We start from the raw sequence: 21,940 nt of genomic DNA, 5'->3' as shown, positions 1-21,940 counted from the left end.
GTCAGACCACCGGCGCGACGGCGTCCGCAGTGCTGTCAGGAACTACACAGCCGCCGCGTCGCAGTCGCTCGCGCCAGGCCCCGGCGGAGTGTTCCGCGGCAGGTGTGCTGGTCATGAAATCGGTGAGGACCTGCAGGAAACGCACGGGGTCCGCGCGGTGCGGGAAATGACCGGTGCCGGGGAACAACTCCAGCCGAGCGGCCGGCATGGCCACCGAGGCGGCGTGCGCGTGCGCCACCGGCAGCACCGGGTCGCACTCGCCCCACACGATCATGGTGGGCACCGCCTCGGCCAGGTAGCAGTATTCGAGCAGGCTGGCGGCCTGCCCGGACATGTCACAGCTGGCGCGCAGCGTGCGGCAGAACGCGGCCCGCTTGCCCGCGGTGGTCATGGCGTCCAACGTTTCCAGCATTTGGTCGGCATCGGTGGTCAGTCCGCCGACCGGGCCGCGCAGCGCACGCAGCGCGAGGCGGGTCATGCGCCGCCCCAGCGGGTTGTTGAGCAGCGGCAACACCTGCTCGGCGCCGGGCAGCGCGGCCAGCCGCAGCGCGGGGTGCAGCTCGCGGGCCACGCCGCCGGCGGCCTCCAACACCAGTCGTTCGACCAACTCCGGGTGCTGGTAGGTCAGTTGGGCGGCGATCGCGCCACCGAGGGAATGCCCGACCACGGTGGCCCGCTCCACGCCGAGCAGGGCGAGCAGGTCCCGAACACCGCAGGCGTAGGCGGCCACCGAGTAGTCCGCGCGGGGGGCATCCGAGGCGCCGTGCCCGAGGAGGTCGGGCGCGATCACGGTGAACCGCTCGGTGAGCATCGGAATCAACCCCGACCAGGTCGCCGAGCTCGCGCCGATACCGTGCAGCAGCACCAGCGCGGGTCCGTTGCCCGCTTTGATGAAGGCTCTTCGATGACCGTGCACCGTGAGGTGCTGCACCGCGAACGTGCTCGCCCAGTCGTCCTCGACGGCGCGCAACCTGGCCTCTGGCATCGTCCCGGCCCCCCGTTCATTGCCGACGGCACCGTCCCCCACGGTCACCTGCCGGCTCCTTGGTTGTAGCGGTTTTGCCAGTGTGTGCACACCCCGTTCTGCGCGCATGAGCGTTTCGGATGCGGTATACCCGGCCTTTCGGTTGATATGTCGAATGACGCCCGTCACCGCGTAGCGTGTGACCGTGTCCCGCCGCGTGCGTCTCGCCATCGGCCTGCTGCTGACCGCGCTGCCGGTGTTCATCGTGTCTGGCCCGGCGCCCGCCGCTCACGCCGATGTGCTGCAGCACCTGCTACGGATCAGCCTCGGCTCGGTCGAGGCGAACGACGCCAGCTTCACCCCGGCGGTGTCCGCCGACGGGCGTTGGGTGGCGTTCGGCTCCGACGCCTCCAACCTGGTGCCGGGCGACTACAACCACGCCCGCGACATCTTTCTGCGCGACACCCAGACCGGCCACATCCGCCGCATCAGCGTGAGCAACACCGGGCAGCAGGGCAACGCCGACAGCTACAACCCGACGATCAGCGGCGACGGCCGCTACGTCGTCTACGACTCCTACGCGTCCAACCTGGTGGCGGGTGACACCAACCGGCAGGGCGACGTGTTCCTCTACGACCGGGACAACCGCAGCACCACCCGCGTATCGGTGAGCTACGACGGGTCGCAGACCGACGCCGAGAGCGGGTTCGGGGTGATCAGCAAGGACGGCAACGTCGTTGGCTTCGAGTCCCGGGCAACCAACATCATGAAGGGCGTCAAGAGCGCCGCCACCCAGCTATACGCCGTTGACCGCATGAAGAAGACCACGGACCTGGTCACCGCGGCGTTCTTCGGCGGGCCGGCGAGCAGCGGCAGCGGCGCGCTGTCGCTGAGCGACGACGGCCGCTACCTCGCCTTCTCCTCCAGCTCCACCGACCTGGTGCCGTATGACGTCAATCAGCACGACGACATCTTCGTCCGCGACCGTCAGACCAACACCACCCGCCGGGTGAGCGTGAACAGCGTCGGCGGGGAGTCCAACGGCACCAGCGCGGAACCGGCGATCAGCGGCGACGGCCGCTACGTCGCCTTCGAGTCCGAGGCGACGAACCTGTTGGGCATCGACCCGACGTTCCAGGACGACCCGAAGAGCATCATCAACCCCGAGGGGAAGCTGGACACCGGCGACACCAATGGCGTGCCCGACGTGTTCCTGCACGACATGCAGACCGGATCCACCGAGCGGGTCAGCGTCTCCGCCACCGGCGAGCAGTCCAACGCGGACTCCTACGCCGCCTCGGTCAGCGAGGACGGTCGGTACGTGGCGTTCGTGTCACTGGCAACGAACCTGGTGCTGGGCGACACCAACAACGTGCGCGAGGTGTTCGTGCGCGACCGGACGAAGAACACCACGATCCGTGTCGCGATGTCCGACGCCGGTTTGCAGGGCAACAAGCTGTCGGTGATGCCGGCGATCAGCCGGGACGGTTCGGTGGTGGTGTTCGCCTCGGACGCCTCGAACCTGGTGCTCGGCGACACCAACCATGACACCGACATCTTCCTGCGCCACCTCTGAGGCCGTTCAACTAGAGGTGGCCCGGCGGGCCAGCGCATTGCGCAGTTGTTCGCCGGAGATGCGGGCCGACGCGGGCCCCGCCGGGTTGATCTCCAGCGCATGACCGACCGGCCAGGCTGCGGCCAACTCGTGGCCGAAGCGGCGTTGCCAGCCGGTGATGTCCTCCGGGGTGTGCTCGGAGGGCCGGTCCCGGGTGGCCGCCTCGGCGTGCTCCTGCGAGCTGAACGCGTGGATCACCCAGCCGCCGCGTTCATCGGGCACGCTGAGCAGGCCGGGCCGCTCGGAGGACTGCAGCCACAGCTCGGTGATCAATACCGCGTCGACCACCTCGGTGTCGTCGGCCAACTTGTAGGCGGCGCGTTGCAGTACCTCGTCCAGCGCATCGGTGGGCGGCGGCAACCGCAGCGCCCCGGCCGAGGGCACGTAGTCCGGGTTGTGCCGGAACTCCCCGGTGAGCCGGCCCAGGCCGTCCACCCGCCAGGCGCCGATGATCCCCTGCCGGGGGACGGCACCGGCGCCCTCGTGCTCGGGGTCGATCGCGTAGACCCAACCGCCGGGCCGCTTGCGCGCGGCCTCGCGGATCTCCTCGGTCAACGGCGGCAGCGGCCGGCTGTGGTCAACCACCGTGCGCCTCCATGCCGAGAGTCTGACGCATGCCGATCAGCCGCGCAGCCGTGGCGCAGGCGAAAGCTCACCCCTTGGTGGTGATCTCCAGCGAATCGCCGTCCGGTTGGCGGTCCACCACCACGGTGCTGCCGTCGCGGATCTCGCCGGCGAGCACCTTGCGGGCCAGGTGATCGCCGATCGCGGTCTGGATCAACCGGCGCAGTGGCCGGGCGCCGTAGATCGGGTCGAATCCGCTCAACGCCAGCCATTCCGCCGCGGCCGGCGTTAGTTCCAGCGTGATACGCCGATCGGCCAATCGCTTGGCCAGTCGCGCCACCTGGATGGTCACGATCCTGGTCAGGTCCTCGGTGCTCAGCGCGCTGAACACCACGATGTCGTCCAACCGGTTGACGAACTCCGGCTTGAACTCCGCGCGCACCGCGGCCAGCACGGCGTCACGTCGGGTGTTTTCGTCCAGCGTCGGGTCGACCAGGAACTGCGAACCCAGGTTGGAGGTGAGCACCAGGATCACGTTGCGGAAGTCCACCGTACGGCCCTGACCATCCGTCAGTCGCCCGTCGTCGAGCACCTGCAACAGGATGTCGAACACCTCCGGGTGGGCCTTCTCCACCTCGTCGAGCAGCACCACGGTGTACGGCCGACGACGCACCGCCTCGGTGAGCTGACCGCCCTCGTCGTAACCGACGTAACCGGGCGGGGCACCGACCAGGCGGGACACCGAGTGCTTCTCGGAGTACTCGCTCATGTCGATGCGCACCATCGCGCGCTCGTCGTCGAACAGGAAGTCGGCCAACGCCTTGGCCAGTTCGGTCTTGCCGACACCGGTCGGGCCCAGGAACAGGAACGAGCCGACGGGCCGGTCCGGGTCGGAGATGCCCGCGCGGGAACGACGCACCGCGTCGGAGACCGCGCGCACCGCCTCGGTCTGCCCGATCAGCCGCTTGCCGAGCTCCTCCTCCATGCGCAGCAGCTTGGCGGTCTCGCCCTCCAGCAACCGCCCGACCGGAATCCCGGTCCACGCCGCGACCACCTCGGCCACGTCGTCCGGACCGACGTACTCGGAGACCATGACCGAACGGTCGGTGTCGCTCTCCTCCGCGGAGGCCTCGGCCAGCTCCTTCTCCAGCGTGGGGATGTCCGCATAGAGCAGCCGGGAGGCGCTCTCCAGGTCCCCGTCGCGCTGCAGCCGTTCGGCCTGCCCACGCACGTCGTCCAGCCGCTGCTTGAGCTCCCCGACCCGGTTCAGGCCGGACTTCTCCTGCTCCCAACGCGCGGTCAGCGCATCCAGCTGTTCCTGACGGTCCGCCAGTTCCTTGCGCAGCAGGGTCAATCGCTCCATCGAGGCGGGGTCGTCGGCCCGGGCCAGGGCCATCTCCTCCATCCGCATGCGGTCCACGCCGCGGCGCAGCGTGTCCAACTCCACCGGGGAGGAGTCGATCTCCATGCGCAGCCGCGAGGCGGCCTCGTCGACCAGGTCGATCGCCTTGTCCGGCAGGAACCGCCCGGTGATGTAGCGATCGGACAGAGTGGCCGCCGCGACCAACGCGGCGTCGGCGATGGCCACCTTGTGGTGCGCCTCGTAGCGCTCCTGCAGGCCGCGCAGAATGCCGATGGTGTCCTCCACGCTCGGCTCGCCGACCAGCACCTGCTGGAAGCGGCGCTCCAGCGCCGGATCCTTCTCGATCCGCTCGCGGTACTCGTCCAGCGTGGTCGCGCCGACCAGGCGCAGCTCCCCGCGGGCCAGCATCGGTTTGAGCATGTTGCCCGCGTCCATCGAGCCCTCGGCGTTGCCGGCCCCGACCAGCGTGTGCAGCTCGTCGATGAACGTGACGATCTGTCCCTCGGAGTTCTTGATCTCCGCCAGCACCGCCTTCAGCCGCTCCTCGAACTCCCCGCGGTACTTCGCGCCGGCCACCATCGCCGCCAGGTCCAGGGAGATCAATCGCTTGCCGCGCAGGGATTCCGGCACGTCGCCGGCCACGATGCGTTGCGCCAGGCCCTCCACCACCGCGGTCTTGCCGACGCCGGGCTCCCCGATCAACACCGGGTTGTTCTTGGTGCGTCGGGCCAGCACCTGGACCACGCGGCGGATCTCGGCGTCCCGGCCGATCACCGGGTCCAGCTTGCCGTCCCGGGCAGCGGCGGTCAGGTCGACGCCGTACTTCTCCAACGCTTGGTAGGTGGCCTCCGGGTCCGGGCTGGTCACCTTGGCGTTGCCACGGATCGCGCCGAAGGCGTCCAACAGCTGCTGCGGGGAGATCTGATGCTGCTTCAACAGCTCCGCGACGTCGGAGCCTCCGGACGCCAGGCCGACCAGCAGATGCTCGGTGGACACGTACGCATCGCCGAGCTTCTCCGCGGCCTCGGCCGCGGCCTGCAACGCGAGGTAGGTCGGCCGGGCCACGCCCGGCGAGGCGACCGTGGCGCCACTGGCGGCCGGCAGTCGCTCGAGCATCGCCTCGGCCGCGGTGTTGATCGCGGCCGGGTCGGCGCCCGCGGCGGTGAGCAGCGGGCGGACCGTGCCGTCCGGCTGGGCCAGCAGGGCGAGCAACAGGTGCACCGGCTCCACCTGGCTGTGCCCGGCGGTAGCTGCCCGGCGCACTGCGGTGGAGAAGGCCTCTTGGCTGCGGGTGGTGAGTTTCTCGGCGTCCATGTCCTCGGTTCTCCTCGAAGTGCGACCGACATGGCTGGGTGCGGTGTCGGAACGGCGCCATCTCCGTTGCGCATGACATGCGCAGGAACGGGGGGCGTCAGCGGGGCGGGCGGGGCTTGTTCGTGGGGTGCCAGACGACGACGGTGGAGGGCGGCGGCTCGTAGACGGCGGGCAGGTTGATCCGGCGGTAGATCGGCGAGGTGGCCTCGGACTGCTTCTCGCGCAGCGCGGCCACGACATAGTTCAGTTCGGCCTCGAGTTGGGCGACCCGTTCGTGCAGGGCGTCGGCCGTGCGCTCCAGGTCCAGGATCCGTTTGATCCCGGCCAAGTTCACGCCCTCCTCCTGGGAGAGTCGGGCCACCTCGCGCAGGCGCAGGATGTCCCGGCCGGAGTAGCGCCGGCCGCGGCCGGAGGTGCGGCCGGGCGAGACCAGGCCGAGCCGGTCGTACTGCCGCAGGGTCTGCGGATGCAGTCCCGACAGCTCCGCGGCCACCGAGATCACGTAAACCCCGATCTCGAAGTCCTCGTGCGGGTTCATCGCGCCTCCTCCTCTCCAAAACCCTCCGGGTGTCCGAACAACGGTGAGCTATAGGTCACGGTTGTTCGGACGCCTGCGTGGTTGCGGCGGCCATCAGGTCGGCGCGCGGGTCACCCGGCGTGGCGGCAGCGAAGGCCTCCAGGGCTTCGGTCGCCTCCGGGCTGAGCGATTTCGGCACCACCACGTTCACGGTGACCAACAGGTCACCCCGGCTGCCGTCCTTGCGTGCGGCGCCGCGTCCGCGCACCCGCATGGTGCGTCCGTTCGCGGTGCCCGCCGCCAGCCGCAGCGTGACCGGTGCCGCGTTCAGCGTGGGCACCTTCACCTCCGCGCCCAGCGCTGCCTCGGCGAAGGTCACCGGCAGGGTGACCGTCAGGTGTTCCCCGCGGCGGCCGAAGACCGGGTGCGGGCGCACGTGCACGGTGACGAACAGATCGCCGGCCGGGCCGCCCCGCTCGCCGGGCGCGCCCTTGCCTTTCAGTCGGATCTTCTGACCATCACTCACCCCGGCCGGGATGCGGGTGTTCATCGTCCGGGTGCTGGTTCCGCGTCCACTGCCGCGGCAGGTCGGACACGGGTCGTCCACCACCATGCCCCGGCCACGACAGGCCTGGCACGGCTCGGACATGGCGAACCCACCCATGTTGCGACTGGTGTGCCCGCTCCCCCCGCAGTGCGGGCAGAGCGTCGGCGTGGTGCCCGCCCGCGCCCCGGTGCCCGCGCAGGAGGAACACGCAGCCTCGCTGCTCAACCGCAGCGGCACGGTGGCGCCCTCGACCGCGTCGGCGAAGTTCAGCGTCACCTCTGTCTCCATGTCGGCACCGCGCCGGGCCCCCGTGCCCCGGCCCCGGCCTTGACCCCGGTTGAAGATGTCGCCGAGCACGTCGCCCAGCCCACCGTCGCCGAAGGAGAAATCGAAGTTCGCCCCGCCCGGCGCGCCCCCGCCACCACCGCGGCGCGGGCCGAAGCCGTTGTTGAAGCCGGCGGAGCCGTACAGTTCCCGGCCCTCGTCGTACTCCTTGCGTCGCTCGGCGTCGCCGAGCACGGAGTAGGCCTCGGAGACCTCCTTGAACCGCTCCTCGGCCTCCGCGTTGTTCTTGTTCTGGTCCGGGTGCAGTTCCCGGGCCAGCTTCCGGTAGGCCTTCTTGACCTCGGCGGCCGCAGCGCCCTTCTTCAGGCCGAGGACGGCATACAGGTCCTTGTCGAGGTACTCGCGCGTGCTGTTACTCATGCCGTCCCCCTCTCATGACGCTTCGTCAGTTCTCCTCGGGCTCAGCAACCCGTACCCGGGCCGCCCGGATGACCCGCTCGCCCACCTTGTAGCCGGGCTGGAACACCTCCACGCAGGTCGGTTCGCTGACCTCGGTGGAGAACTCGTGCAACAGCGCCTCGTGCACCTTGGGGTCGAACGGGTCACCCACCTCGCCGTAGGGCACCAGCCCGAGCTTGCCGAGCGCGGCCTCCAGGGATTCCGCGACGACCTTGAAGCCGCCGACGAGCTCCCCGTGCGCCCGCGCCCGCCCGACGTCGTCGAGCACCGGCAACAGTTCGTTCAGTGCAGCGATCACGGCGAGTTCGCGTACCGCCTCGCGGTCCCGTTCCACCCGACGGCGGTAGTTCATGTACTCCGCCTGCAGACGTTGCAGGTCCGCGGTGCGCTCGGCCAGTTCGGCCGCGCTGCCATCCCCTGGAGGAGATGGAACAGGCGACGCTGCCTCGACGACCGGGCCGGCGGCCGCGGCCGGGGGCACGATGGCCCCCGGCCGCAGCTCACCGGTGACCGGATCGAGGCGCCGCTTGTCCCGGATCACCGGTTCTTCGCGCTCGGTTTCACCTGTGTTCTTTCCGAAGAGGTCGCTTCGCTCCGTCACTTGCCGTCCTCATCGATGATCTCGGCGTCCACCACATCCTCGTCGGCGTGGGTGTGGTCACCGGTCGGCCCGGCCTCCGCGGTCGGGGCGGCACCGGCGTACATGCCCGCGCCGAGGGTCTGGCTGGCTGCGGCGACCTTTTGCGTGGCGGTCTTGACCGCCTCGTCGTCGTTGCCCTCCAGGGCCTTCTTCAGCTCGGCGACGGCCGATTCGACCTCGGCCCGGTTGGCCGCGCTCGGCCCCTCGGCGAGGGAGTCCGCGTTGTCCGCGATGAACTTCTCGGTCTGGTAGACCAACGCCTCCGCGGTGTTGCGGTTCTCCACCGCCTCGCGCCGCTTGCGGTCGTCCTCGGCGTACTGCTCGGCGTCGCGGACCATCTTGTCGATGTCCTCACGCGGCAGCGCGGAGCCACCGGTGACAGTCATCGACTGCTCCTTGCCGGTGCCCAGGTCCTTGGCGTTGACGTGCACGATGCCGTTCGCGTCGATGTCGAAGGTGACCTCGATCTGCGGCACGTTGCGCGGCGCCGGGGGCAGGCCGGTCAGCTCGAAGTTGCCGAGCGACTTGTTGTCCCGGGCGAAGTCCCGCTCACCTTGGTAGACCTGGATCAGCACGGAGGGCTGGTTGTCCTCGGCCGTGGTGTAGGTGCGTGAACGCTTGGTCGGGATCGTGGTGTTGCGCTCGATCAGCTTGTCCAGCACGCCGCCCTTGGTCTCAATACCGAGGGACAGCGGGGTGACGTCGAGCAGCAGAACGTCCTTGACCTCGCCCTTGAGCACGCCGGCCTGCAGGGCCGCGCCGACCGCGACGACCTCGTCGGGGTTCACGCCCTTGTGCGGGTCCTTGCCACCGGTCAGTTCCTTGACCAGGTCGAAGACGGCGGGCATCCGGGTGGAGCCACCGACGAGCACGACGTGGTCGATGTCCTTGACCGAGACCGCGGCGTCCTTCATGACCGAGGCGAACGGCTTGCGGCAGCGGTCGAGTAGATCCGCGGTGATCTTCTGGAACTCCGCGCGGGACAGCGTCTCGTCCATGAACAGCGCGTTCTTCTCCGCGTCCTGCGTGATGTAGGGCAGGTTGATCGCGGTGGACTGGGCCGAGGAGAGCTCGATCTTCGCCTTCTCCGCGGCCTCCCGCACGCGCTGCATGGCCATCTTGTCCTTGGCCAGGTCGATGCCGTGCGCGGCGCGGAACTTCTGCACCAGGTGATCGATGATCCGCTCGTCCCAGTCGTCACCACCGAGGCGGTTGTCACCGCTGGTGGCCTTCACCTCGACCAGACCCTCGTCGATCTCCAACAGCGAGACGTCGAAGGTGCCACCGCCGAGGTCGAAGACCAGGATGCGGTGCTCGGAGGTGTCCTTGTCCAGCCGGTAGGCCAGCGCCGCCGAGGTCGGCTCGTTGATGATGCGCAGCACGTTGAGGCCCGCGATCTCACCGGCCTCCTTGGTGGCTTGGCGCTCGGCGTCGGAGAAGTACGCGGGCACGGTGATGACCGCGTCGGTAACGGTCTCGCCGAGGTAGGACTCGGCGTCCCGCTTGAGCTTCTGCAGCACGAACGCGGAGATCTGCTGCGGGGTGAAGGTCTTGCCGTCGATGTCCTTGGACCAGTTGGTGCCCATCTCGCGCTTCACCGAGCGGATGGTGCGGTCGATGTTGGTGACCGCCTGACGCTTGGCCACCTCACCGACCAATACCTCGCCGTTGCGCGCAAACGCGACCACCGACGGAGTGGTCCGGGCGCCCTCGGCGTTGGCGATAACGGTGGGCTCCCCACCTTCAAGAACGGCGACGACGGAGTTCGTCGTACCCAGGTCGATGCCGACCGCACGAGCCATCTTGTGTTCCTCCTGTTGAAGCTGAGCTGACTGCGCTCAAGGCTGCCAGATGGATGCTTCCATCGTCAATTCACTTGAGTCTGATTGGCTCAACTCTGCTCGACCGTCGAATGTTCCCGAGAGGGGGCCGCGGGCGAGTGTCGATCGGCATCCGAACACCGCCGGCTCGGTACCGTCGGGGAAGGTGTGACGAAAGGGGTCAAAGTGTCCGGTGGGAGTGCTCGCAAGCTGCGGCGGAAGGCACGACGCGCCGGGTCGCTACTGCTGTGTACCGGTCTGGCCCTGATCGGGGCGACCACGGCGGCGGACGCCGCCACCACCACCGCCACGGCCACCGCCCCGTTCCCGTGCCAAACCTCGAAGATCTACCTGGCGCAGGGCACGACCCCGCCGGGCAGCGTGCTGTACCAGAGCCTGGGCGGACCGGGGGCCGTCACGTTCAACCCGGTCGGCATGGCCGCAGGCGGCACCTACAACGCCATCGGGATGAATCCCGTGGAGAACCTGCTCTACGGCGTGGTCACCGCCACCCCCCGGGGCGGCCCGCTCGGACTGGGCCACCTGGTGCAGGTGGACGCCAACGGCGCGGTGGTCGACCGCGGCCCGTTGTCCGGGGAGAGCACCCCGCTGCAGCCGGGGACCGACGCCGGGGCGTTCGACGGCCTCGGGCACTACTACGTCTACGCCTCGGGCGGGGACAAAGTGCTGCACGCGATCAACGTCAACGACAACCCGGTCTCGGAGATCGCCGAGAAACAGCTGACCGGCACGCTGCCGGCCGACGTCACGTTCATCGGACCGATGTTGTGGGGCTACGCGGGGGAAAGCCTGGTGCGCATCGACCCCGCCACGGGGGTGGTGACCAACTTCCCAAAAGTACTGACCGGCAACATCACTGCCGGCGCGGCGTGGACCTACGGCAACGGCAACCTGGGCCTGCAGGACAACGCGACCGGGATCCTCTACCAGATCCACATCACTGACCCGGCGGGCGTGAAGCCGTACTTCACGCTGATCTCCAACGAGACGGGTCCGCTGCCACAGGGGCAGACCGACGGCGCCGCCTGCTCCGGTCAACCGGTCGACCTCGGCGTCACCACCGGCTCCAAGGTGATCGGCGGCACCATCACCTGGACGCTGAGCGTGCACAACGCCTCGACGACCGACAGTTCCGGGTTCACCCTCGCCGACGCGGTACCTGCAACGGTCACCGATCTGGACACCGACGCCGCGGGGTGCGACTTCACCGGGCAGACGCTGAGCTGCGTGCAGGGCACGTTGATGGCCGGGCACGACCAGACGATCACGTTCACCGGCGCCACGCCGGTCGACGGATCGGCGGTGACCACCAACCCCGTGGTGGTCGGCAACGAGTCCGACCGCAACCGGACCAACAACACCGCGACCGACACCACACCCCGACAGGGCGCGGACCTGTCGCTGATGGAGTCGTCCAATCCCGATCACGCCAAGGCGGGCGACCCGGTGACGTGGACACTGCGGGTGCACAACAGCGGGCCGGCCAACAGCCGGGGGTTCACCCTCACCGACCCACTGCCCGACGACGTCAGCCACCTGGCCACCACCACACCGGGGTGCGCGTTCGATCGGCAGACGTTGACCTGCAAGGAGGGTCGGCTGCCGATCAATCAGAACTTCACGATCACCTTCACCGGCACGGCGCCGGACCGGGGGCGCGTGGACAACACCGCGATCGTCACCGGCCTCGACCCGGACCCGAACCACACCAACGACAGCGCCACCGCACGCACGCACATCGTGTCCACCAAGCCGCACGGTGGAGTGCCGCGGGCCGAGGACTACATCCCGAAACAACCCGGCGAGCACGCCGGGCACGACCGGCGAGCACGCAACTGTTCGCGGCACGCCGGACACGGCTCCTGCCAGAGCGATGTGCCCGGCAAGGACGCCGGCCAGGGCGACGGGGCACCGAAGAAGGACAGCGGCCTGGGCGGGCTGATTCCCTCGACCACCCCGCCCGGTTCGATGTTGCTGCCGGTTACTTGGGCACGCCGCTCCTGGTGACGTGCGGGCCCGCCCCGCCGGCCGCGTAGGGCGTCACGGTGAACGTGTACTTCTTGCCCTTCTTCAGCCCGTGGAAGGTGGTGGAGCGCACCTTCGGGTCACGGGTGCGGCTGCCCGCGCTCGCCTCGTGGATCTTGTACTTCGTGATGCCGGTCGGCGTCGGGTAATACGGCTCGTCCCAGGCGACCTTGATGGCCTGCTTGCTCGCCGAGGCGGTGGCGTGCGCCACGCTGCTCGGTGTCTTGCCGCCACAGGTGAACCAGCGCACGTCGTCGACGGTCCAGCCGTCCACGGCGGTCTGCTTGTCACCGAAAATGCGCCAGCGGAAGTAGGCGTTCTTGCCGGCCAGGAAGTTGAGGTTCACCTTGCTGGACAGGTAACCGTGGCTGTCACCGCCCCAGCCGGTGTAGGCCGAACCGCCCGCCGGGGTGATCTTGTTGGTCGGGCCGTTCTGCCAGGACTTCGCGGACAGCGTGTGCCAGGTGGAATCCCCGGACACCCGGTACTCCACCCGCACCCCGTCGTAGTACGGGCCGTTGAACAAACCCGCGTCCAAGCGGTACTGGTGGGCGAAGCGCAGGTACGTGGTCACCCCGTGCGGCACCGAGATCGGCGTCTTGAGCGTCATCGAACTCGACGTGGCATGGTCGGGCTCCACACCGTAGACGCTGTACTTCCCGTTCTCCGCGTAGTCCGGGATCTTGATCCACTGCCCGCCCAGCGACCAGCGCTTGGTGGAGAGGTTCTCGAAGCTGTCGTAGAGGATCGTCGCCCGATGCTGCCCGCTCGGGCAGAGCGACGCCTCGGGCGCGGCCGCGTTGGGCACCACCGGCTGCTTGGCCATCTCGGTGGCCAGCACGGTCGCCTTCACCTGCGCGCAGGTGTTCGTGGTGAAAGCGTGATGCCCAATCAGATCGCTGCATGCCTGGTTCAGTGTGTTGCCCAGGTCGTTGTAGTCCGCGCCGGAGGTGAGCATGTTCTCCACGCGGAAGTACAACGTCGCGGTCTTGCCGTAGCCGATGCCGGAGATGGCTTGGCCGTTGAAGGTGGCGCCGTGCGCGATGAGGTAGGCGGCCTTGTTGCCCACCCCGCTGTTGTCGTGCACTGCGCCGTTGTCGGTGAAGGTCAGATCCGCTTTGTAGTACGAACTGGTCATCTTGTCCGGCTGGGCGTCGCCGAGGGTGGACGTCGGATCAGCCATGTTGCGCAACGGGACCGAGACCAGCGGCGCGTCCTCGCCGATCACCCATGGGGTCTGGATGCCGGTGCCGTCCCAGCCGTCGGTCAGGTCGGTGAGCTCACCGAAGACGTCGGACATTGATTCGTTGATTGCGCCGGACTGGTAGAGGTACAGCAGCTTGGAGGTGCGCTCGGTGACGCCGTGCGTCAGCTCGTGGGCGACCACATCGTCGCCGGCAGTCCAGCCGTTGCCGTAGTACATGCCGCGGCCGTTCCAGAACGCGTTGGACAGCAGCCCGCCGGACAGCGCGCAGGTGTCGTCGTCCGGGCAGAAGCGCACCGTGGACCGGATCTTCTTGCCGTCCCCGGCGTCCAGGCCGAGCAACGAGGTCAGGTCGGTGTCGACGTAGTTCTGGTAGAACGTCGCGGTCCGGGCGCCGTTGTCATAGGACTGATCGACCTCGGAGTTCTTGGTCGCGGTCTGCCCGGTGACCCGGACGTATTTGGCCTTCACGCAGTCCGGCCCGGTGAGGTTCTTGTCCGGCTTGTTGCTGCCGTCGCAGACCGCCTCCTGCAACGCGTCGTTGATCATGTTCCAGTGCAGCGGCACCCGGCCGGTCTGCGAGTCGACCAGCACGCTCTCGCGCACCGCGCCGCCGTCGGCGACCTCCAGGCGCCACACCGGACCGGCGAGCAGGTGCTCGGCCGCGGGCACGCCGATCAACGCGGGGTCGAACCACCACCGTTGCGGGGTGCTCGTGCGCAGCCAGGTGCGCGGGGTGTGCGGGTGGTCGCGGGCGACCAGGGCCAGCGCGATCTGCTTCGCCCGCGCCGCGGTCGTGGTCGCGGCGGGCGGGGGTGCGGCCGTCGGCAGCGTCTCCCCGGTGACCGACTTCAGCGCACCGGCCGGGTCCAGCACCACGGACAGTTCGCCGCCGAGCACCGGCAACGCACCGCGCAGCTGCTGGAAGCGCACGATCAGGTCCTCGTCGGGCCGGCTGGGCAGCCCGTCCGGGCGCGGCTCCAGAACCACGTCGTGGGTGACGTCGGTGAGCCCGAACAGCGGCGCAACCCGGGCCAGTTGGGCACGGGCCATGGCCTGCGGGCTGCTCACCGCCGCACCCGCGGGCAGCGCCAGCGGATGCAATGGAGACGTGCCGAACGTGTGGGCCAGCCCGCGGGCATCCCGGACAATGGTCAGCGGAGCGCCGGCCACGCCCTCCAGCACCCGTTGCGCGGCCAACGAGGCCGCGGACGGGGCGCCGACCGGGAGCAGCGATGTCGGGCTCTGCGCGGGCCCGGGATCGGCATGTACCACCTGATTACCCCAAGCCACCGCGGCGAGCACCGCGGTCACCGCGAGCAGCCGGCGTGGGTGCATCGGTGGTTCTCCTTGCCGGTCGCGTGGCGCATGAGCGTTTGCGGGGAGTTTGGCATGCGACCCGGGGCGAAAGGCAACGGTTAGGAGATTTCGGACATAACGCAGGCTTTCTGCGGGCGCCAGGGCTTGACCGCGAGCAGGGTTTTCCCGGGAAAAACCGCCGTTATCCTGCGGTTGTGCTGCGGACCATGCGCGCCTCGAGCGGTGGACCGGCGCTGCGCACGCGGGCGATCGCGTTGCTGACGGCGCTCGGCCTGCTGGTCGGAACCGCGCCGTTGTTGATCCCGATCGCCCGGTGGGTCTTCTCCGGCGTCATCTGATCGACAGCGTCATCGGATGGGGTGGCCGTCCTGCCACACCCCGGCGACCATCGCCACCCCCGGCCGGTAGGCCAGGTACCCCGCGTCGGGGGCGGCCAGCATCACCAGGTCCGCCCGCGCTCCCGGACGCAGCACGCCGATGTCGTCGCGGCGCAACGCGCGGGCCCCGCCGGCGGTGGCCGCATGCACCGCTTCGTCCGGGGTGAAGCCCATCTCCCGCACCGCCAGCGCGATACAGAACGGCATCGAGGTGGTGTACGAGGAGCCCGGGTTGCAGTCGGTGGCCAGCGCCACCGTGACGCCGGCGTCCAGCAGGCGCCGGGCGTTCGGGTAGGGCGCGCGGGTACTGAACTCCGCGCCCGGCAGCAGGGTGGCCACGGTGGTCGAGTGCGCGAGCGCGTCGACGTCGGCGTCGGTGAGGTGGGTGCAGTGATCGGCGCTGGCCGCGTCGAGTTCGACGGCCAGCAGCGCGCCGGGGCCGGGTTGGAGTTGGTTGACGTGCATGCGCAGGCCGAGCCCCGCCGCCTGTCCGGCCAGGGCCACCGCCCGGGCCTCCTCGACGTCGAACGCGCCGCGGTCGCAGAACACGTCGATCCAGCGAGCGTGCGGTCTCACCGCAGCCAGCATCGGACCGGTGACCAGGTCCAGGTAAGCCGCGCGGTCCTCGGCGTACTCGGCGGGCACCACGTGCGCACCGAGGAAGGTGGTCTCCTCGGTGAACTGTCCGGCCACGGCCAGACAGCGCGCCTCGTCGGCGACCGACAGCCCGTAGCCGGACTTGATCTCCACGGTGGTCACGCCGCTCGCCTGCAGTTCCCCGATCAGCCGCGCGGTGTGCGCGAGCAGCACCTCATCGGGGGCGGCGCGGGTGGCGGCCACCGTGGTGGCGATCCCGCCGGCTTCATACCGGCGGCCGCTCATCCGCGCGGTGAACTCGGCGAGCCGGTCGCCGGCGAATACCAGGTGGGTGTGCGAATCCACGAAACCGGGCAGCACCGCCCCGCCGGCGGCGGATAGCCGGGCGTCGCAGGCCGGGGCGCCGCGCGCGGGCCCCACCCACGCCACCTTCCCCGCGACCACGACCAGCGCCGCGACGGGTACCTCACCGAGCAGACCGGGCCCGGCGGCCGGGTCGTTGGTGACCAGCCTCGCGATGTCCGTCAGCAGCACCGAACTCATGGCGCCACCCGTTGCTCATTCATGATCTGGCGGAGTTCTGTCATACCCGGGGCGTCATGGAACCGGGGCAATTCGGGCACGGAAATGACGCCCCGCTCATGAATGAGCGAACGGGGGGCGCTCACCACAGGGGCTCGATAGCGGTGCGCAGGGCGGCGGGGACGTCGTCGAGCAGAGTGTGTCGGCCGTCGGCGACGATGACCCGGCCCGACGCGATCACGTGCCGCACATCGGCGGCGGTCGCGGCGAACACCGCGGTGCGGGCGTCCGGGGGGCCACCGGCGGTGCGTACCGAGTCCAACGCGACGCTGACCAGGTCCGCACGCGCGCCGACCTCCAGCCGGCCGGCGTCCGGCCAGCCCAGGCAGGCGTGCCCGGCCACGGTCGCGGCGCGCAGCAGCGCGTCGGCGTCGAGGTGGCCGCGGGTCCCGCTGACCAGGCGTTCGTGCATCTCCACCGCGCGGGCCTCCTCGAACACGTCGATCACCGCGTGGCTGTCCGAGCCCAGGGTCAGCGTGACGCCGGCGGCGTGCAGCGCGGCGGTCGGGCCGATGCCGTCGGCGAGGTCGCGTTCGGTGGTGGGGCACAGGCACACGGCTGACCCGTTCAACCCGAGCAGCTCGATGTCGCCGGCGGTGAGGTGCGTGCCGTGCACCGCGGTCAGGTTGCTGGCCAGCGCGCCGGCCCGATGCAGCACCTCGGTCGGGGTGCGGCCATACGCCGCGCGGCAGGCCTCGTTCTCCGCGGCTTGTTCGGAGACGTGTGCATGCAACGGGACGCCGCGGGCGGCCCATTCGGCGACCAGCTCGATGGCGTCCAGCGGCACCGCCCGCACCGAGTGCACCCCCGCACCCAGCCGGGCTCCGGCACCGGGGTTGAACCGGGACACGCGGTCCAGCCAGCTGTGAATATCGCCGTCGGAGAAGCGGAGCTGAGCTGGCGTCAGGTCCGCGCCGAAGCCACCGGACAGGTAGCAGGTGTCCAGTACGGTGATCCGGATGCCGGCCTCCCGCGCAGCCTGCGCGACCGCGTGGCCCATCGCGTTCGGGTCCACGTAGCGGTCCCCGTCGGACGCGTGGTGCAGGTAGTGGAACTCCCCGACACAGGTGACGCCGGCCAGTGCCAGCTCGGCGTACACCGCGCGGGCCAGCGCCAGGTAGGAGTCCGGGTCCAGGCGCTGGACGATGGCGTACATGCCGTCGCGCCAGCCGAAGAAGTCCGCGCCGCCGCCGCGGGCCCGCAACGCCCGGTGGAAGGCGTGGGAATGGGCGTCGGCCAGGCCGGGCAAACTCAGGCCGCGCAACACCGTCGCCCCGGCGGGCGCGGCCACCACGGGCTCGACGGCACTGAACCGCCCGTCGCTGATCTCCAGCAGCAGGCCGTGATGCACCACATCCGGCGGCGTCCACGCGTGCTCGCACCAGTAGTGATGGGGGGTCATCCGGCGAGCTCGCTGATGCAGGCGGCCAGCGCGGCGACCCCGGCCAGGCAGTCGTCCCGCTCGGCGTGCTCGGCGGGGGCGTGCGAGACGCCGGTGGGGTTGCGCACGAACAGCATCGCGGTCGGCACCCCGGCCGCGGCGAGCACCCCGGCGTCGTGCCCGGCGCCGGAGCCGAGCACCGGCACCCCGCCCAGTCGCGCTGCCAACCGACCGGCCAACCCGGGATCAAAGTGCACCGCGGGGGACCAGGACTCCTCGACCAGGTCGACGCTGATCCCGTCGAGCGTGGCGTGCGCCGCGACGCGGCCGACGACGTCGTCGACCACCGCCCGCACCGTGGCCTCGTCGCCTGCCCGGGCGTCCAGCCAGACCTCGACCAGCGACGGGATGACATTGGTGGCGTTGGGCACCACCCGGATGCGCCCGACGGTGGCCACCGCGTTGTGCCGCGTCGCCGCCTCGCGCACGTCCATGACGCACCGCGCCACCGTGAGCATCGGGTCCATCCGGTCGACCAGCGCCGTGGTGCCCGCATGGTCGGGTGCGCCGTGGAAGCTCAGCCGCCACCGTCCGTGCGGACGCAACCCGGAGGCGAGCCCGAGGGCATGCCCGGTGTGCACCAGTCCGCGGCCCTGCTCCACATGCAACTCGAGGTACGCGCCGATCCGCGCCAACCGTTGCGGGTCCGGCCCGGGGTTTCGCGCGCCGAGCGCGGCCCACACCTCGGCCAGCGCCGTCCCGTCCGCGTCCCGCCGGGCGAGTACCGCATCCGCGGGCAGGGCGCCGGTGAGCAAGCGGGACCCGAGGCAGGGCACACCGAAGCGAGCGCCCTCCTCCTCGGCGAACGCCGCGATCGCAAACGGCACGACGGGCAACGCGTCGCGAGCGGCGAGGGCGTCGAACGCGGCGAACGCGGCGATCACCCCGAGCGGACCGTCGTAGGCCCCGCCGTCGGGCACCGAGTCCAGGTGCGAGCCGGTGACGATCGCCCCGCCCGGCGCGTCGGGGGCGTGCCAGGCCCACAGGTTGGCGTTGCGGTCGGTCTCCACCACCAGGCCGCGCGCAGCGGCCTGCTCGTCGAACCATTCGCGGCAGGTCAGCTCCGCGGTGGTACCGGTGAACCGGTAGTAGCCACCTGACGTGGCATCACGTCCGACGTCGAGCAGGTCATCCCACAGCGCGTCGAACGACATCGACGGTTCAGTAGCCGGGCGTGGCCGGAACCGGCGGGACATAAGGCTCGGCGATGCGCGGCTGGATCTCCTTCAGCGCCGCCGACGGAGTCGCGTACAAGCCGGGCGGGACCAGTGAGCGGCCGAACGCGTCGATGATTCGGTCCAGCACCACCGCGAGCACGGCGACCAGGAAACCGCCGGTGGCCACCATGCCGTAGTCGTGCACATCGGGCTGCTGCCCATCGATGATCAGCCGACCCAGGCCCTTGGCGCCGGCGTACGCGGCCACCGCGGCCATCGACACGATCGCCACCGCGGCCCGGCGCACCCCGGCGATCAACTGGGGCATGGCCATCGGCAGTTCGATCTCCCGCAGCACGTGCATGGGCACCATGCCCGACGCGCGGGCAGACTCGATCACCGCACGGTCCAACAGACGCACTCCGGCGTAGCCCGCGGACATGATCGGCGCCATCCCCAGCAGCACCAACATGACGAACGCGGGCCCGGTGCCGGTCTCGGTCTTCATCGCGAAGTAGGCGAACACCCCGAGAGGCGGCAACAGTCGGCCGAGCACGCCGAACAGGATCGGCAGATCGTCACCCTTGCCGCTGTGCCCGACCGCGATGCCCAACGGCAGCGCGACGACAGTGGCGATCAGCAGCGCGCCGATGGACATCGCGACGTGCTCACCGAGCCGCTGCGCGATGCCGTCGGTGGCCTTCCAGTGATCCAGGTCGGAGATGTAATTCCACCAGAGGTTCATTGCTCACTCGCCTCCGGCTCACTCGCGTGGTTCACGAATCCCTCACCGCACCGGGGCCAGCGTCGACCAGGGCAGGAAGTAGCGCTGCGCCCGCACCAGCAGGTTCTCCGCCGCGACCGCGAGCACCACCACCGCGACCACCGAGGACAACACCTCGGGGTCCGAACCGGTCGAATAGCCCTCGGTGATCACCCGGCCCAAGCCGCCGACGCCGATCAGCGCAGCCAGCGTGACCAGGCTGATGCAGGACACCGCGGCGGTGCGCAGGCCCGCGATCACGCCGGGCATTGCCACCGGCAGATCCACCTGAAAGGCCCGGCGGAACGTGGAGAAACCCAGGCCCTCGGCGGTGGCACGCAATTCGTCCGGCACCGCGGCCACGGCCGCCGAGATGCACTGCGTCATCATCGCGAACACCACGAGGGTCAACCCGACGAGCACGTTGGTCCGCTCCGGCAGCGTGGTGTCGATGATCGCGGGCAGGAACACGAACCAGCTGAGCACCGGGATCGCCTCGAGCAGCACACACAAACCGAGCACCGCCGGCCGCCCCCAGCGCGCGCGGGCCAGGAACAGGCCCAGCGGCACCGCGAGCAGGAAGCCGATCAGCAGCGGCACCAACGCCAGATAGAGGTGCTCCCCCGTCATCCGCCCCAGAAAGCTGCGGTTCTCCCAGGCCCAGCTCACGTCTCCGCCTCGGAGCGCTCCGAGTCGGCGAGCTGAACCCACTCACCGGTCTCCGCGTTCCACTCCCACCGGCCGGCGGCGAAGTTCTGCGACGAGGTCGTGGTTCCGGCGGACGCGGTTTCCGCGGGCGCAGCCTCTGCCTCGGCCTCCGCGGGTTCGGTGCGGACCGCGACCGGCTCGGGGACGGGCGCCGGCGTCGCGGGCTTGGGCACCGGGGCCGGCCGCGTCTCCTTGACCACCGGCACGGGAGCGGTCTGGGTTGCCTTGCGGACGGGGCTGACCGGCCCGGCGGCCTCCTCGACGACGGGCAGCACCGCGGTGGCCGGCTCCTCGGCGGCGTCGTCCTCGAACTCCTCAGCCTCGACCTGCGCCTGCGCGGGCGGTGGTGCCGGGGGCGGTTCCGGCGCGGGCGGCGGTTCCGGAATCGGCGCGGGTGCTGGGATCGGGGCGGCGGCGGTGGCCGCGGGCCCACTGACCGGGAAGGGGTTGGACACCGGCACGGCGGGTCGCTGCCCGGTCAGGTACCGCGCGATCTCGGTGTGGCTGACCACGCCGAGGATGCGGCCGTCGTCACCCAGGCAGACGGCCAACCCGGCCGCGGACAGGATCGCTGCGTCCAGCGCGGCGAGCACCGATTCGTCGGCGTAAAACGTGCCACCGAGCGGGTGCACCACGGAGCCGGAGATGATCTCGTCCGGCCCGAGCACCGCGCTGTCCACCCAGCCACGCGGGCGACGTTCCGGGTCGAGCACCAGCAGCCACCGCTCCCGATGGGAGTCGGCGATGGCCCGGGCACGGAAACCGGTGGTGCCGGCCTGCACGGTGGCCGCCGGGGACAGCGGCAGCTCGCCGGCCGGCAGGAACGTCAGCTTGCGGATGCCGCGGTCACGGCCGAGCAGGTCGGCGACGAAGTCGCTGCCGGGGTGGGACAACAGCGTCTGCGGAGTGGCCAACTGCACCATGCGGCCCTCGGACATGACCGCGATCTGATCGCCGAGCTTGATGGCCTCGTCGATGTCCTGCGTGGTGAACAGGATGGTCTTCGGGGCGATGCGCTGCAGCTCCAAAAGGTCGTCCTGCAGGTCACCGCGCACCGCGGGGTCCAACCCGGCGAACGGGTTGTCCATCAACAGCACCGGGGGGTCCGCGGCCAGCGCACGGGCCAACCCGACCCGGGCCTGCTGGCCGGCGGAGAGCTGACCGGGGTACTTGTCGGCGAACACCGAGGACAGGCCGACCCGCTCGAGCAGGGCCAACGCGATCTGTCGCGAGGTGGACCGGTCGGCGCCGGCCAACAGCGGGACGGTCTCCACGTTGTGGGACACCGTGCGGTGCGGAAACAGGCCGCCCTGCACGAAGTAGCCGACGCCGCGACGCAGCTGCGAACGGCGCGCGGTGGTGTTCGGTGCGCCGTCCAACAACACCCGGCCGGCCGACGGATCCAGCATCCGGTTGACCATGCGCAGCAGCACAGTCTTACCGCTACCCGGCGGCCCGATCACCACGGTGGTGCGGCCTGCGGGCGCGACCAGGCTGAGATCCTCGACGGCGACGGTGCCGCCGGAAAAGACCTTCGTGACGCCTTCGAACTCGATCACCGGACAGACCACCGGAGGAATCGGACGGGGCGCCGGCGGGCCGGCGCACACATGACGGTCCCAACGTATCTCCGCCCGGCGTTCGGAAGGCCGCGGGC

Annotated in this window: 17 protein-coding genes; 3 read left to right on the top strand and 14 right to left on the bottom strand. The window is 70.2% G+C overall.

Annotated features, from left to right (window positions below):
• Nucleotide 1: 1 nt before the first annotated feature.
• Nucleotides 2–1,033 (bottom strand): alpha/beta hydrolase, encoded by a 1,032-nt coding sequence (locus VGJ14_15315; protein ID HEY2833798.1) that lies wholly within the window; start codon nucleotides 1,031–1,033, stop codon nucleotides 2–4.
• A gap of 136 nt (nucleotides 1,034–1,169) precedes the next feature.
• On the opposite strand from VGJ14_15315, the gene VGJ14_15310 reads away from it, so the two are divergent.
• Nucleotides 1,170–2,540 (top strand): hypothetical protein, encoded by a 1,371-nt coding sequence (locus VGJ14_15310; GenBank protein HEY2833797.1) that lies wholly within the window; start codon nucleotides 1,170–1,172, stop codon nucleotides 2,538–2,540.
• A gap of 6 nt (nucleotides 2,541–2,546) precedes the next feature.
• On the opposite strand, the gene VGJ14_15305 is transcribed toward VGJ14_15310, so the two are convergent.
• The 6 genes from VGJ14_15305 to dnaK all read right to left on the bottom strand — a co-directional run bounded on the left by VGJ14_15305 (nucleotide 2,547) and on the right by dnaK (nucleotide 10,070).
• A complete protein-coding gene (locus VGJ14_15305; GenBank protein HEY2833796.1) occupies nucleotides 2,547–3,164 on the bottom strand; it encodes a type VII secretion system-associated protein in 618 nt (205 codons plus the stop codon).
• A gap of 67 nt (nucleotides 3,165–3,231) precedes the next feature.
• On the bottom strand, nucleotides 3,232–5,820 hold the full coding sequence (clpB, locus tag VGJ14_15300; GenBank protein HEY2833795.1) for an ATP-dependent chaperone ClpB: 2,589 nt from the start codon (nucleotides 5,818–5,820) through the stop codon (nucleotides 3,232–3,234).
• A 97-nt stretch (nucleotides 5,821–5,917) separates the two neighbouring features.
• The gene (locus VGJ14_15295) at nucleotides 5,918–6,358 is read right to left on the bottom strand and encodes a helix-turn-helix transcriptional regulator (protein ID HEY2833794.1); all 441 of its coding nucleotides are present in this window, start codon (nucleotides 6,356–6,358) and stop codon (nucleotides 5,918–5,920) included.
• 55 nt (nucleotides 6,359–6,413) lie between these two features.
• Nucleotides 6,414–7,589, bottom strand: a complete 1,176-nt coding sequence (gene dnaJ / locus VGJ14_15290) for a molecular chaperone DnaJ (protein ID HEY2833793.1) — start codon at nucleotides 7,587–7,589, stop codon at nucleotides 6,414–6,416.
• 25 nt (nucleotides 7,590–7,614) lie between these two features.
• A complete protein-coding gene (gene grpE, locus VGJ14_15285; protein ID HEY2833792.1) occupies nucleotides 7,615–8,169 on the bottom strand; it encodes a nucleotide exchange factor GrpE in 555 nt (184 codons plus the stop codon).
• Nucleotides 8,170–8,225: 56 nt separating this feature from the next.
• Nucleotides 8,226–10,070 (bottom strand): molecular chaperone DnaK, encoded by a 1,845-nt coding sequence (dnaK, locus tag VGJ14_15280; GenBank protein HEY2833791.1) that lies wholly within the window; start codon nucleotides 10,068–10,070, stop codon nucleotides 8,226–8,228.
• 204 nt (nucleotides 10,071–10,274) lie between these two features.
• Here dnaK and VGJ14_15275 point away from each other — a divergent pair, with 204 nt between their 5' ends.
• Entirely contained in the window at nucleotides 10,275–12,116 is a 1,842-nt protein-coding gene (locus VGJ14_15275; GenBank protein ID HEY2833790.1) for a DUF11 domain-containing protein, read from the top strand.
• Here the strand turns inward: VGJ14_15275 and VGJ14_15270 are convergent.
• Nucleotides 12,091–14,676, bottom strand: coding sequence for a M4 family metallopeptidase (locus tag VGJ14_15270; protein HEY2833789.1), 2,586 nt, complete (start codon nucleotides 14,674–14,676; stop codon nucleotides 12,091–12,093). The two genes, VGJ14_15275 and VGJ14_15270, sit on opposite strands and share 26 nt — an antisense overlap.
• 176 nt (nucleotides 14,677–14,852) lie before the next feature.
• Here VGJ14_15270 and VGJ14_15265 point away from each other — a divergent pair, with 176 nt between their 5' ends.
• Nucleotides 14,853–14,996, top strand: a complete 144-nt coding sequence (locus VGJ14_15265; GenBank protein HEY2833788.1) for a hypothetical protein — start codon at nucleotides 14,853–14,855, stop codon at nucleotides 14,994–14,996.
• A 9-nt stretch (nucleotides 14,997–15,005) separates the two neighbouring features.
• On the opposite strand, the gene hutI is transcribed toward VGJ14_15265, so the two are convergent.
• The 6 genes from hutI to VGJ14_15235 form a co-directional block, all read right to left on the bottom strand.
• The gene (gene hutI / locus VGJ14_15260) at nucleotides 15,006–16,175 is read right to left on the bottom strand and encodes an imidazolonepropionase (protein ID HEY2833787.1); all 1,170 of its coding nucleotides are present in this window, start codon (nucleotides 16,173–16,175) and stop codon (nucleotides 15,006–15,008) included.
• 121 nt (nucleotides 16,176–16,296) lie between these two features.
• Nucleotides 16,297–17,616 (bottom strand): formimidoylglutamate deiminase, encoded by a 1,320-nt coding sequence (locus VGJ14_15255; GenBank protein ID HEY2833786.1) that lies wholly within the window; start codon nucleotides 17,614–17,616, stop codon nucleotides 16,297–16,299.
• A complete protein-coding gene (locus VGJ14_15250; GenBank protein ID HEY2833785.1) occupies nucleotides 17,613–18,809 on the bottom strand; it encodes an allantoate amidohydrolase in 1,197 nt (398 codons plus the stop codon). Before VGJ14_15250 ends, VGJ14_15255 begins: the two co-directional genes overlap by 4 nt.
• Nucleotides 18,810–18,816: 7 nt before the next feature.
• Complete coding sequence (locus VGJ14_15245) at nucleotides 18,817–19,557, bottom strand: ABC transporter permease (protein HEY2833784.1); 741 nt, start codon at nucleotides 19,555–19,557, stop codon at nucleotides 18,817–18,819.
• A 42-nt stretch (nucleotides 19,558–19,599) separates the two neighbouring features.
• Nucleotides 19,600–20,244 (bottom strand): ABC transporter permease subunit, encoded by a 645-nt coding sequence (locus VGJ14_15240; protein ID HEY2833783.1) that lies wholly within the window; start codon nucleotides 20,242–20,244, stop codon nucleotides 19,600–19,602.
• The gene (locus tag VGJ14_15235) at nucleotides 20,241–21,842 is read right to left on the bottom strand and encodes an ABC transporter ATP-binding protein (protein HEY2833782.1); all 1,602 of its coding nucleotides are present in this window, start codon (nucleotides 21,840–21,842) and stop codon (nucleotides 20,241–20,243) included. Before VGJ14_15235 ends, VGJ14_15240 begins: the two co-directional genes overlap by 4 nt.
• Between the last annotated feature and the right edge of the window lie 98 nt (nucleotides 21,843–21,940).

Source organism: Sporichthyaceae bacterium (assembly GCA_036493475.1).
GTDB lineage: Bacteria > Actinomycetota > Actinomycetes > Sporichthyales > Sporichthyaceae > DASQPJ01.
This window is presented reverse-complemented; position numbering and strand designations above follow the sequence as displayed.

Bases quoted from the DNA above. Each gene is read 5' to 3' on its own strand.
- clpB (HEY2833795.1), bottom strand. From the start codon at position 5,820: ATGGACGCCGAGAAACTCACCACCCGCAGCCAAGAGGCCTTCTCCACC.
- VGJ14_15295 (HEY2833794.1), bottom strand. From the start codon at position 6,358: ATGAACCCGCACGAGGACTTCGAGATCGGGGTTTACGTGATCTCGGTG.
- dnaJ (HEY2833793.1), bottom strand. From the start codon at position 7,589: ATGAGTAACAGCACGCGCGAGTACCTCGACAAGGACCTGTATGCCGTC.
- dnaK (HEY2833791.1), bottom strand. From the start codon at position 10,070: ATGGCTCGTGCGGTCGGCATCGACCTGGGTACGACGAACTCCGTCGTC.
- VGJ14_15270 (HEY2833789.1), bottom strand. From the start codon at position 14,676: ATGCACCCACGCCGGCTGCTCGCGGTGACCGCGGTGCTCGCCGCGGTG.
- hutI (HEY2833787.1), bottom strand. From the start codon at position 16,175: ATGAGTTCGGTGCTGCTGACGGACATCGCGAGGCTGGTCACCAACGAC.
- VGJ14_15255 (HEY2833786.1), bottom strand. From the start codon at position 17,616: ATGACCCCCCATCACTACTGGTGCGAGCACGCGTGGACGCCGCCGGAT.
- VGJ14_15250 (HEY2833785.1), bottom strand. From the start codon at position 18,809: ATGTCGTTCGACGCGCTGTGGGATGACCTGCTCGACGTCGGACGTGAT.
- VGJ14_15245 (HEY2833784.1), bottom strand. From the start codon at position 19,557: ATGAACCTCTGGTGGAATTACATCTCCGACCTGGATCACTGGAAGGCC.